Origin of the sequence: Sphingomonas sp. JC676 (assembly GCF_014489075.1) — a bacterium.
Classification (GTDB): domain Bacteria; phylum Pseudomonadota; class Alphaproteobacteria; order Sphingomonadales; family Sphingomonadaceae; genus Sphingomonas.
The window spans coordinates 82,139-93,359 of sequence record NZ_JACTGR010000006.1; the positions used below are offsets into that span (position 1 = coordinate 82,139).

Annotated in this window: 10 protein-coding genes; 3 read left to right on the forward strand and 7 right to left on the reverse strand. The window is 66.7% G+C overall.

Annotated elements, in window-relative coordinates; translation table 11 throughout:
* Window positions 1–8 precede the first annotated feature (8 nt).
* Window positions 9–752 carry an SDR family NAD(P)-dependent oxidoreductase gene (locus tag IAG41_RS18790; RefSeq protein ID WP_187730213.1) on the forward strand — a complete coding sequence of 248 codons (744 nt, stop codon included), beginning with the start codon at window positions 9–11 and terminating at the stop codon, window positions 750–752.
* Between the two features lie 52 nt (window positions 753–804).
* Here the strand turns inward: IAG41_RS18790 and IAG41_RS18795 are convergent, their stop codons facing one another.
* Both IAG41_RS18795 and IAG41_RS18800 read right to left on the reverse strand, forming a co-directional pair.
* Window positions 805–1,443, reverse strand: coding sequence for a response regulator (locus tag IAG41_RS18795; RefSeq protein ID WP_187730214.1), 639 nt, complete (start codon window positions 1,441–1,443; stop codon window positions 805–807).
* Between the two features lie 3 nt (window positions 1,444–1,446).
* The gene (locus IAG41_RS18800; RefSeq protein ID WP_187730215.1) at window positions 1,447–4,482 is read right to left on the reverse strand and encodes a sensor histidine kinase; all 3,036 of its coding nucleotides are present in this window, start codon (window positions 4,480–4,482) and stop codon (window positions 1,447–1,449) included.
* A 207-nt stretch (window positions 4,483–4,689) separates the two neighbouring features.
* Between IAG41_RS18800 and IAG41_RS18805 the strand changes: the two genes are divergently transcribed.
* A complete protein-coding gene (locus IAG41_RS18805) occupies window positions 4,690–4,992 on the forward strand; it encodes a hypothetical protein (RefSeq protein ID WP_187730216.1) in 303 nt (100 codons plus the stop codon).
* A 118-nt stretch (window positions 4,993–5,110) separates the two neighbouring features.
* Window positions 5,111–5,686, forward strand: a complete 576-nt coding sequence (locus tag IAG41_RS18810; RefSeq protein WP_222950774.1) for a transcriptional regulator — start codon at window positions 5,111–5,113, stop codon at window positions 5,684–5,686.
* A gap of 11 nt (window positions 5,687–5,697) precedes the next feature.
* On the opposite strand, the gene IAG41_RS18815 is transcribed toward IAG41_RS18810, so the two are convergent.
* From IAG41_RS18815 to IAG41_RS18835, 5 genes are all read right to left on the reverse strand, one after another.
* On the reverse strand, window positions 5,698–6,744 hold the full coding sequence (locus IAG41_RS18815; RefSeq protein WP_262408765.1) for an alpha/beta fold hydrolase: 1,047 nt from the start codon (window positions 6,742–6,744) through the stop codon (window positions 5,698–5,700).
* 37 nt (window positions 6,745–6,781) lie between these two features.
* Window positions 6,782–7,729: a redoxin domain-containing protein gene (locus IAG41_RS18820; protein WP_262408766.1), complete on the reverse strand. Its 948-nt coding sequence runs from the start codon at window positions 7,727–7,729 to the stop codon at window positions 6,782–6,784.
* Between the two features lie 150 nt (window positions 7,730–7,879).
* Complete coding sequence (locus IAG41_RS18825) at window positions 7,880–8,296, reverse strand: organic hydroperoxide resistance protein (protein ID WP_187730217.1); 417 nt, start codon at window positions 8,294–8,296, stop codon at window positions 7,880–7,882.
* A 111-nt stretch (window positions 8,297–8,407) separates the two neighbouring features.
* On the reverse strand, window positions 8,408–9,994 hold the full coding sequence (locus IAG41_RS18830) for an alkaline phosphatase D family protein (RefSeq protein ID WP_187730218.1): 1,587 nt from the start codon (window positions 9,992–9,994) through the stop codon (window positions 8,408–8,410).
* A gap of 114 nt (window positions 9,995–10,108) precedes the next feature.
* Entirely contained in the window at window positions 10,109–11,089 is a 981-nt protein-coding gene (locus tag IAG41_RS18835; protein ID WP_187730219.1) for a LysR family transcriptional regulator, read from the reverse strand.
* Window positions 11,090–11,221 lie beyond the last annotated feature (132 nt).

The following is an 11,221-nucleotide window of genomic DNA, read 5'->3' on the forward strand; positions in this document are numbered from 1 at the left end:
AGACTTTCATGGCAGTTGCACTCATCACCGGCGCTACCGCCGGTATCGGCGAAGCGGCGGCGCGAGCGTTCGTGGAGGCGGGCTGGCACGTGATCGGCACGGGCCGCCGCGCCGACCGGCTCGAAGCGCTTGCGGGCGAATTGGGCGAGCGCTTCCACGCCGCGGTGTTCGACGTTCGCGACGAAGCCGTGCGCGACGTGGCGCTCGATGCGCTGCCCACCGAATTCCGCGACATCGACCTGCTGATCAACAATGCCGGGCTCGCGCTGGGGCTGGAGCCCGCGCAGAACGCGTCGCTCGCCAACTGGACGACGATGATCGACACCAACATCACGGCTTTGGTTTCGATCACGCACAAGCTTCTGCCGGGACTGATCGCGTGCAAGGGCGCGATCATCAACATCTCGTCGGTGGCGGCGAACTATCCCTATCCGGGCGGCAATGTGTATGCCGGCACCAAGGCATTCGTGCGCCAGTTCAGCCTCGATCTGCGCGCCGATTTGCACGGCACCGGCGTGCGCGTGACCTCGATCGAGCCTGGCATGGTCGAGACCGAGTTCACCCTGGTGCGCACCGGCAGCCAGGAAACGTCGGACAAGCTTTACGGCGGCGTCGATCCGATGACCGGCGAGGACATCGCCGAGACCTTGCTGTGGGTCGCGACGCTGCCGCCGCACCTCAACATCAATTCGCTCGAGCTGATGCCGGTCAACCAGAGCTGGCAGGGTTTCGCGGTCCACCGCCCGGGCTGAAATGCAAACCCGCGGCGGAAACAGCTTCTTGTCGATCCGGGCGGCTACGCCGTCAGAGCTCGATGACGCCGCGCTTGAGTGCCGCGGTCACCGCGTGCGTCCGGTCATTGACGTCGAGCTTCCCGAAGATGCTCTTCATATGCGCCTTCACCGTGTCCTCGGAGATTGAGAGGCGCCAGGCGATTTCCTTGTTCGCATTGCCCGCGGCGACGAGCTGGAGGATGCCGATCTCGCGCTCGCTCAGCGGCTCGTCGGCGGCATGGAGCGCGATCTCCTGGGCGATCTCAGGCGGGATGTAGCGCCGCCCGGCATGCACCGAGCGGATGGTATCGAGCAGCTCCTTGCGCAGCGAGCTCTTGAGCAGATAGGCTGCGGCACCGGCCTTCAGCGCGCGCGCGGCCTGCACGTCGCCGTCATAGGTGGTCAGCACGATGATGCGGGCGTTGCGCGATTCCTTGCGGATCGCGGCGATTGCGTCGATGCCGCCCATCACCGGCATCTGCAGGTCCATCAGCACCACATCCGGCCGCAGATTGGCAAAGGCTGCGATCGCTTCGGCGCCGTTGGAAACCTCGCCGACCAGCAGCATGTCCGGCTGCAGCTCGACGATCGCGGCGATGCCGTCGCGCAGCGCCGGATGGTCGTCGACGGTCATGATGCGGATCGGGCGTGCGGGGTCGGGTGTCTGCATGGCTCAGCCTTTCGGCTTCCCGGCGCCAAGGCGCGGAAGGCGCCACCGGCTGCGCTTCGCGACATAGGCCGCCCGACCGGGAATCGACAACAGAATTTCAGTGCCCGCGCCTTCACGGCTGACGATCGTGAGGATGCCGCCGATCCGTGCCGCCCGCTCGCGCATGCCGGTCAGTCCGAAATGCCCGGGACGCTCGCCCGCCGCGGCGACATCGGCCGGCAGGCCGATCCCGTCGTCGCGGATATCGAAGCGCAGCTGATGGGCGTGATAGGCGAGGGTCCCCGCAACCTTGCTCGCCTGCGCATGCTGGAACGCGTTGCGGATCGCCTCCTCGCCGATGCGCTGGATTTCCTCAGAGACGATCGGATGCAGCGGGCGCGGACTGCCTTCGATGGTGAGGTCGAAGCGCACCGGCGGATCCATGGCGATCTCGCCCGCGGCCGCCAGCAGCGCCTGGGCCAAATCGTCGGTCCTCGCTACGGTGCGCAGCTCGCGCACCCGGTCGCGGCCCTCGACCAGCACCGCATCGGCACGGTCGAGCGCTTCGTCGACCACCTTCCGCAACGGTTCGCCCGGCGGGATGCGATCGGCGACCGACTGGAAGCGCAGCATGAGGCCCTGGAAACCCTGGAGCAGCGTGTCGTGCAGTTCGCGCGCGATCCGCTCGCGCTCGGCGAGCCGCACCTCCAGCCCCGCCTGCAACCGCGCGGTCACGCGGCGCACATGGACCGAATAGGTGATCCACAACGCCGCGCCGGCCACCAGCGCGCAGAGCAGCTTGAACCAGATCGACTGTAGGAAGGTGGGCGGAATGGTGAACGCGAGCATCGCGCCCTCGCGGTTCCACACGCCATCACTGTTCGCGGCGATCACGCGGAACCGATACGTTCCGGGACCGAGATTGCTGTAAAAGGCCTGGCGGCGCATCCCCGGGTCCATCCAGTCCTCGTCGACACCCTCCAGCCTGTAGCGGAAGCTGACTCGCTCGGGGACCGCCAGGCTGAGCGCCGAATAGGCGATCTGGACGCTCGATGTGCCGGCGGGCAGCGCGAGGCTCGATGGGTCGAGATATTTCGTGCCGCGGCTGATCAGCGCAGTCACGCTGACCGGGGGAGGCACGGTATTGCGCTTGATCGTGTCGGGATAGATCAGCGCCACACCGGCGGTGGTGAGGAAGCGCATGCCGCCGTCCGCGCCTTCGAAGACCTGGCCGCCCGAATAGCCATATTTCTGCATCCTGCCGCTGAGCCCGTCCTCGGCATCGAACAGATCATGAGAGAGCGAGCGCCCGGGCTGGTCGAAGGCCTGATCGAGGTCGCGCGTGGCGACGCGGACGATACCGGCGGGCGAGAGCATCCACGTATCCCCGGCCGCGCTTTGCGCCAGGCCACGCAGGTGGGTCAGCCAGGGATAGCGGCTTCCGTCCAGGACTCGGATGACGCCACCGCGAAGCCGGGCCAGCCCGCGCGCGCCGCTGATCAGCACGTCGCGCTGGCCGCGGTTGACGCTGACGAGGGCTCCCACGCCGAATTTGGCAGCGGGTTCGAGCACGGGCCGCTCGGGATCGAGAGACATCAGGTAGCGCGATCCGAGCTTGGCCAGCACCACACCGGACGGCGCGACCGTCAGGCCGTCGCTCAGCGCCTTCTCGGGCGGTCCTGCAAGCGGGTGCCATCCGTCCGGGCCGCGCCAGAGCAAGCCCTCCCGCACGGTGTCGACCCAGAGCCGCCCGGATCTGTCTTCGCCGCAGTCGTAGATCGGCTGGTCGATGCCCTTGCCGGCACTGGCTCCGTCGGGCCGGAGCGCGAGGAAGGTGCCCGGCGTCCAGGCAAAGGCGGAGCCGTCACGGCGGAGGCACGGACCGGCGAGCATACCGGACACTGCGGCGATGCGTTTCGCGGGCTGGCGCGACGAGATCGAGAATATGCCCGTATCGAGCGCGACGTAGACAACGCCGTCGGCGGCGCGGGCGGCGGTGTACCCCGTCGGAGAAGCCAGCGGAATTCCGTCCTGGAGGCGGACCACCGCGGGTCTGAACCGGTCGAGACCAGTTTCGGTGCCGACCCAGATATTGCCTTCGCGGTCCTGCAACACCGGGCGGGCGCGGTCGGATGTCAGCCCGTCGGCCTCCTGGAAGAATTCGGGCCTTGCGCGGGCTGGATCGCCGAACTGCGAGGCACGGATGCGCGAAAGCCCGGTCGAGCGATCGGTGCTCCACAGATTCCCGTCGCGGTCGAAGACTGCCGCACGTTGCGGACCACTTTGCGCAAGCACGACCGGAGCGGCCGGTACCTTCGCGCGGTTCTGGTAATCGGGGACCCGTCGAACGCCGAGCGTGTCCACCAGCCATAGCTGGGCACGCGCATCCTCGGCGATGGCTACGCCGATACCAATCGGCTCGGGCGTGGTTTCGAAACGCGTCGCGCCGCTGCGCCGGAAGAGCAACCTCCGCGATACGACGATCCAGGTCGTGCCATCTCGGCCCACGACGAGGTTGCGCACCTGGCCCAGGGGGACCCCCTGGGCTTCGCCCATCTCCTGCCATTTGCCGTTCGAGAAATGGGTGAGCGAAGCCTTGTCGCGACCGTTGATGATCCACAGGCCGCCACTTCCGTCGTCGACGATCCCGACGACGAACTCGGGCGCATTGGGCATCTTCATGCTGCGCAATTCGCCGCGACGATAGCGTGCAATCCCGGCCTGATTATAGCCGATCCACATGTCCCCCGAGGGCGCGGCGTAAAGGACCTGGGGCTGGAATTCGCCAAGCTCCGGATCGGTCAAGTCCGGCATCTTCTCGAACATGAGCCCATCGAAGCGGAACAGGCCGTCGGCTGCCGCAATCCAAAGGTGGCCGTCCGTAGATTGGGCGAGATCGCGTATCGCGGCCGGGCCGCCATTCTCCGGGGTCCAGGCGGTGTGCTTATATCCAATAATCTTGGGTTCGGGCTTCGGCTCGGGGTCCGCGGCACCGACGGGCATCGCCAGCAACAGGCAGCCCATGCCCAATAGCGGGAGCAGCATCCTGAGCAGCCGCATGCATCCCCCTTTCCCCGGCGCGATCCTGGTTTCGCGCCGTCGCCGGTGCTTCGCGCAAGCGGCCAAGGCGCGCAGCCCTCGAAAGGGTTAGAGCAGCATAGCCTATTCTGATGTTTCCGACAGCCCGCCAACCGGCCTAGCTAAACGCCCATGAAACATATCTTTTTCGCGTTTCCGGGGGGATTTGCCGGTGCGGCGCTGCTATTATTGCGCGCATCGCTGGCGCTTTTCGTCGTCACGGTGCCGGCGGTCGTGGCTGCTCCGAGTTCCTGGATCGCCATCCTCTTTTGCCTTGCCGCGATCCTGATAAGCGCCGGCTATCTCACGCGAATTGTGGCGGGCCTTTGCGCGGTGGCCTGCGCGATCATGATATGGCCCATGACGGCGGCCCCGCCCCTGTCCCTCTTCCCGCATGTGCTTGACGCCGCCGCGCTGGCGCTGATCGGGCCCGGTGCGTTCTCGATCGATGCGCGGCTGTTCGGCCGCCGCACCATGCACCTGCCCGGCTGAGCGCGGTCCCGATCGTGTAGTCGCCGCGCGCCCCGTCATGGTATGGTTACCGGCGCCGAGAAGGCCGAAGACCGCCCTTCTCGAAAGGAGGTGGAACATGAGCAACCGAGCGATGCAAATGGCTGAAACCCTCTGGCCCTTCCTGCCCGACGACCATCACGAACGCGACGATGCCCGGCCGATCGTGTTCGGCGAGTTCCTTGCCGTACCCGCCGCGCGCAAGCTGATGTTCAGAGGCGCGCCCGTCGAAATCGGCAGCCGTGCATTCGACCTGCTGATCGTCCTGCTCCGATCGCGCGGCGAAATCGTCTCCAAGGAAGAGATCGTGCGACGCGTCTGGCCCTCGACGACCGTCGACGAGAGCAACCTGCGCTTTCAGATGACGGTGCTGCGAAGGGTGCTCGGCAAGGACCGCGACAGGATCAAGACCGTGCCGGGCAGGGGCTATCTGTTCGTGGACGACGAAGGATTTGCGGCGGACAAGGTTTCGATGCTGTTTCGGCCGGTCGACGAAGCGGCCGCCCCGACGAAAACGACCAAGGCCGCGATCTTCATCATCGACGAGGATCCGGAGAACCGCGCGTCGCTTCAGCGGCTGCTGCGCCCCTTCGATGCGGAGGTCGAGTGCTTCGCTTCGCTCGCCGCGTTCCTGGAGAGCCGCTCAGCGGCGATCGGCGCAGGAACGTGCGGGTAAGATCTCGGGCGTCAGTAACCGGCGACGTCGATAACCGCCTGGGCGAACGCCCTGGGCGCTTCCTGGGGCAGGTTGTGGCCGATGCCGCCGTCGATCAGCCGATGGCTGTACTTGCCGGTGAACTTACCCGCATAGGCCGAGGGCTCGGGATGCGGCGCGCCATTGGCATCGCCTTCCATCGTGATCGTCGGCACCGCGATGCTCGGAGCCCCTGCAAGCCGCGCCTCCAGCGCGTCATATTGCGCTTCGCCCTGCGCGACGCCGAGCCGCCAGCGATAATTATGGATGACGATCGCCACATGATCCGGGTTGTCGAAGGACGCCGCGGAGCGATCGAATGTCCCGTCGTCGAACTTCCAGGTCGGTGACGCGGTCTGCCAGATGAGCTTCGCGAAATCGTGGCGGTTGGCCTCATAGCCAAGCCGCCCCCGTTCGGTCGCGAAGTAGAATTGATACCACCAGGAGAGCTCGGCCTTGGGCGGAAGGGGCATGCTGTTGGCCTTCTGACTGCCGATCAGATAGCCGCTCACCGAGACCAGCGCCTTGCAGCGTTCGGGCCACAATGCGGCGACGATATTAGCGGTCCTGGCCCCCCAGTCGAACCCGGCGACGATCGCGGTCGGGATCTTCAGCGCGTCCATCAGCGCGATGACATCGAGCGCGAACACCGCCTGCTGGCCGTTGCGCACCGCGGCGGCCGCGAGAAACCGCGTCGTGCCATAGCCGCGCAGATGCGGGATGATGACGCGGTAGCCGGCCGCCACCAGCAGGGGCGCGACCTCGATGAAGCTGTGAATGTCGTAGGGCCAGCCATGCAGCAGGACGACCGGCCGACCCTTGGCGGGCCCCATATCGACATAGCCGATGTTCAACACGCCGGCATCGATCTGCTTGACCGTGTCGAATCGCGCGCTTGCGTCTGAAGTGCGGGCGGGCACGGCCGTTTGTGCGCTCGCGGTCGTGGCGAAAGGCAGCACGGCAACGCCAAGCGCGGCAGTGCCGAAGAACTGGCGGCGAAACTGGTCGATTTCATCCGCGGGAAGGGTCGAGTCCATCATGAAAGTCCTTGCCTTGTGACGCCGTGCTGCGGGCGCCCTATCCGAATGTGAAGACATATGCGCGCACGCCGGGATCGAGGAACTCGATCTCGAAGGTCCGATCCGCAACGGGCCGCGCCTGGCGGACCAATTGATAGAGTCTGTCCTCGCGCACAACGCCCATGCCGTCCGCGTCGACATCGAAGCCGTGATCGGCGCCGGGAGCGACCCCGTCGATCGTGACGCGGAAGCGGACCGACCGCCCCTTGGCGGGAGCGCCCAGGACGAGATGAAGATCGCGCGCATGGAAGCGGTAGCGGATGCTGCCGGTCCGGCTGTCGAGCGTCGCGAACTCGCCGCCGATCGTCCAGGTGCCGGCCAGGCCCCAATGGTTGAGCGCCAGTTCCGCTGGAGCGCGGTACCGGCTCGAGACATCGGCGTGCGCCCCGCCCGGCGACTCGAAGTTCTGGGCCTGGGCATGCCCGAGATAGGTTTCGGGCGAGCGCAGACTGGCCCAATCCGCCGCTGCCTGGATGGCCTGACCGGGAATTTCGGCGATCGGCCCATCAGCGGGCGTGCCGGCTTCGGCGAGCAGCTTCTGGATCAGCCGTTCGGACGCGGCATAGTCGCCTTCGCCGAGCGCATAATGGCGGACCCGGCCATCGGCGCCGATGAAATAGAAGCCCGGCCAGCCGCGATTGCCGAACGATCGCCAGACGGCGAAGTCGCTGTCCAGCGTTACGGGATAGGGGATGCCCTGCGCGGCGATCGCCTTGCGGACATTGCCGAGATCCTTTTCGAACCCGAACTCGGGCGTATGCACGCCGATGACGACCAGGCCGCTTTTCCCGTATTTCTCGGCCCAGGCGCGCAGATAGGGCAGCGGCCTGAGCGAGTTGATGCAGGAATAGGTCCAGAAGTTGACGAGCACGACCTTGCCGCGCAGGTCCGCGGCGCCGAGCGGCTTGCCGTTCAGCCACTGACGCGCGCCGAGCAGCGACGACAAGGGACTCGCCAAGCCCGCCGCGGGCGCAGCGGGAGCGTGCGTTCCTATCGTCATGGGCGAAGGCACGAGACCCGTGCCCAGGCCCAGTCCGATCGCGGCCGCGCCGGCCGCCAATGCTGCGAAGAAAACATGCAAGGGTCGCACCGATGCCTAGACCAGGTTGATCGTCACATCGACATTGCCGCGGATCGCCTTGGAATAGGGACAGGTCTGATGCGCGGCATCGACGAGCGCCTGGGCGGTGTCGCGCTCGACTCCCGGCAGGCTGATATTGAGGCGCGCCTGAAGGAAATAGCCTTCCTCGTTCGCGCAGAGATCGACTTCCGCGTCGATCGCCAGATCTTCCGGCAGGGTGACTCGCATCTTGCGCGCCACGACGCCCAGGGCGCCTTCGAAACAGGCCGACCAGCCGGCGGCGAAGAGCTGCTCTGGGTTGGTGCCCGGGCGATCGGTGCCGGGGGTCGAGAGCCGCACGTCGAGTTGGCCGTCGGAACTGCGGGCATGGCCCTTTTCGCGGCCGCCGGTGGTGTGGGTCTGCGCGGTGTAGAGGACTTTGGTGTCGGTCATGGGCGTTCCTGACTGGGAGGCAAAGCTGTCCCAGCCAGTTAGGAACGCGCATGCAAGAAAACCCGTGAGGGCTTGTTGGCCGCCGTTAGAAATTGTGATGCGATCGGCTGATCAGTCCAGCACCTCGAGGCGCTTGTCCCCCGCGCCGACCCGGAAGCGCGCGAGCGGCGTGACGGGGGAATCGGCCCTGGTCACGTCCGCCGTGGTCTGGAAGATGACGCGCGCCGCTTCATGATCGAGCTCGACGCTGGCATAGCCGCGCGCCGCGCCATCGGTGAAGCGATAGCGGGGGTTGTGTGCGGTGTTGGCCTTGAGCTTGGCGTCGTCGCCGTGCGACGTCAGCGATCCGCCGACGAATTCGCACGCGACCGGGGCCGCGTCGGGCCGATCGGGATCGGGCATGTCGGCGGCGACGAAGGCGTGGATGTCGCCGCTCAACACCATTGGATTGGCGATCTTCGCATCCCGCCAATGCCGCAGGATTCGCTCGCGGGTCGCCGGATAGCCTTCCCAGCCGTCAAAGCCATAGAGGCGCGGCGGCGCATCGGGCGCCTTGGGATCGAGCCGGGGATAAGGGCTCATCAGCGTCTGCTGCGCGAGCAGGTTCCATTTCGAGCGCGAGGCCGAGAAAGCCTGGTGCAGCCATTGCTCCTGCGGCATGCCGAGGATCGAGCGGGCGGGATCCTCGCGCTCGGGGCAGGTCGGCAGGTTGGAGGCATAATCCTTGTGCTCCAGCGCCAGCTCGGGCGGCTGGCAGGGGCGCGACGAGCGATATTGCCGGTCGTCGACCAGCTGGAAGGTGGCGAGATCGCCCCATTGAAGCGTGCGGTAGAGCTTGAGCGCTGGCCCATCGGGACGCGCGGCGCGGCGCAGCGGCATATGCTCCCAATAGGCCTTGTAGGCCGCCGCGCGACGCCGGAGGAACGCCACGGGATCGCCGTTATGCTGGTCGGTGGCGTTGGCATAGTCGTTGGCGACTTCGTGATCGTCCCAGATCACCGCCCAGGGCGCGGCGGCATGGCTCGCCTGGAGCTGCGGGTCGAGCCGGTAGGTCGCATAGCGGACGCGATAACCGGCGACATCGAAGGGCTGCGGATTGAGGTGCGGGCGGATCGCCTTGGAGGACGGATCACCCTCATAGATATAGTCGCCGAGGAACAGGATCAGATCGGGCTCGGACGCCGCGATATGGGCATGCGCGGCATAGCGGCCCGCCTCATATTTCTGGCACGAGCCGAAAGCGAAGCGCAGCCTGGCGACCGGCGCGCCCGGCAGCGGCGCGGTGCGCGTGCGGCCGACAGGGCTCGCTTCGCCGAGCGCGAGGAAGCGATACCAATAGACACGGTCGGGCTGCAGCCCGGCGACCTCGACATGCACCGAATGGCCCCATTCGGGATCGGCCATGGCATTGCCCGTGGCGACGCGCTTGCGGAAATCCGGATCGCTGGCGATTTCCCAGCGCACTGGGATGCGCCGCGCGGGCATGCCGCCATCGCCCTCGAGCGGTTTCGGCGCGAGCCGCGTCCACAGCACCATGCCGTCGCTCGAAGGATCGCCCGACGTCACGCCGAGGGTGAACGGATAGCCCGCCGGCAACGTCACCGCGCGCGCACCGATCCCCAGCAAAGCCGCCGATCCCGCGGCCATGCCGCCGGCAACGAGCGCACGGCGCGTGAGGTGCAGGCGAGGGTCGGTCATTCCGCGTCTCCGGTTCGAGTCGTGCGAGCGGCTAGGCCGGGGAGATTGCCGATTGAAGACCAGCGGCGAGGCATTGCCGCAACACTGTGTTCCCTTGCAGGAAACTCCGATCTTTCAGGTGAATTCCGGCTCACGCCCGGCCACGCGCGTCTCGCCCGAGACCGGATCATGCATTCCGGCCGAGGGTCGCACGTCCCAGGAAAAGGTCGGTCGCAGCCGTTCGACCAGATAGTTGATCAGCGCCCGGACATGCGGCGGAATCCCATGCTGGTGCGGGAATACCGCATAGAATTGCGTCGGCGGCGCATGCCAGCCCGGCAGCACTTCGAGGATGCGCCCGCTGGCGAGATCATGCTTGCAGATGAATGCGGGCAGCGCGGCGATACCGAGCCCCGAGAGCACTGACTGGCGCAGAAGCATCAGATCGTTGCAGACCAGACGGGGCTTGAACTCGACCGCGACTTCGCCGGCCTCGCTGCGCAGCCGCCACAGCCCGCGCATATCGGTCTCGCCCCAGGCAAGCAGGTCGAACCGCGCGAGATCGACATGGCTCTGCGGCATGCCCTTGCGCTCGACATAGCTGGGCGCGGTGTAGATGCCGTATTCGGCCTCGCCGAGCTTGGTGGCGAGGAACGAAGAGCCGGCATCGGGCAGTTCGCCGGCGACGATCGCGACGTCGAACCCGTCGCGGAGCAGCGCCACCTGTTCGCTCGCGACCACGCTCACCAGCCGCACATCGGGATAGGTTTCGAGATAATCGCGCATCAGCGGGCCGAGCACCGAGCGATCGAGCTCATGCGGCACGACGATGCGGAGCAGCCCTTGCGGATTGAGGTGCTGGTTCTGGATCGCGCGCTCGCCGTCGCGCAGCAGTCCCAGGCAGCGCTGGCAATATTCGTAGAACAATGCGCCCTGGTCGGTCAGCACCACCTGGTGCGTGCTGCGCCGTACAAGCTGGGTGCCGAGATGCTCTTCCAGCCGGGTCATCCGCCGGCTGACCGTCGACTTCGGAACGCCCAGCGCGCGCCCCGCCTTGGTGAGATTTTCCATCTCGACGATCTTGGTGAAGGTCAGCAGATCGTTGAGTTCGAGCATGTTAGGGACCCCCGCGCGCGGCGTCCCGTCCATGGCAACACAATGTTGCGATTCCGCGACGCGGTGGAGTCACAAAAGCAACATCAGCCGCACCCAGTGGGGCCTCGACCGGGGGGCGGGGAACACCCCGCG

Bases quoted from the DNA above. Each gene is read 5' to 3' on its own strand.
- IAG41_RS18830 (WP_187730218.1), bottom strand. From the start codon at position 9,994: ATGACCGACCCTCGCCTGCACCTCACGCGCCGTGCGCTCGTTGCCGGC.
- IAG41_RS18800 (WP_187730215.1), bottom strand. From the start codon at position 4,482: ATGCGGCTGCTCAGGATGCTGCTCCCGCTATTGGGCATGGGCTGCCTG.
- IAG41_RS18810 (WP_222950774.1), top strand. From the start codon at position 5,111: ATGGCTGAAACCCTCTGGCCCTTCCTGCCCGACGACCATCACGAACGC.
- IAG41_RS18835 (WP_187730219.1), bottom strand. From the start codon at position 11,089: ATGCTCGAACTCAACGATCTGCTGACCTTCACCAAGATCGTCGAGATG.
- IAG41_RS18790 (WP_187730213.1), top strand. From the start codon at position 9: ATGGCAGTTGCACTCATCACCGGCGCTACCGCCGGTATCGGCGAAGCG.
- IAG41_RS18795 (WP_187730214.1), bottom strand. From the start codon at position 1,443: ATGCAGACACCCGACCCCGCACGCCCGATCCGCATCATGACCGTCGAC.
- IAG41_RS18825 (WP_187730217.1), bottom strand. From the start codon at position 8,296: ATGACCGACACCAAAGTCCTCTACACCGCGCAGACCCACACCACCGGC.
- IAG41_RS18815 (WP_262408765.1), bottom strand. From the start codon at position 6,744: ATGATGGACTCGACCCTTCCCGCGGATGAAATCGACCAGTTTCGCCGC.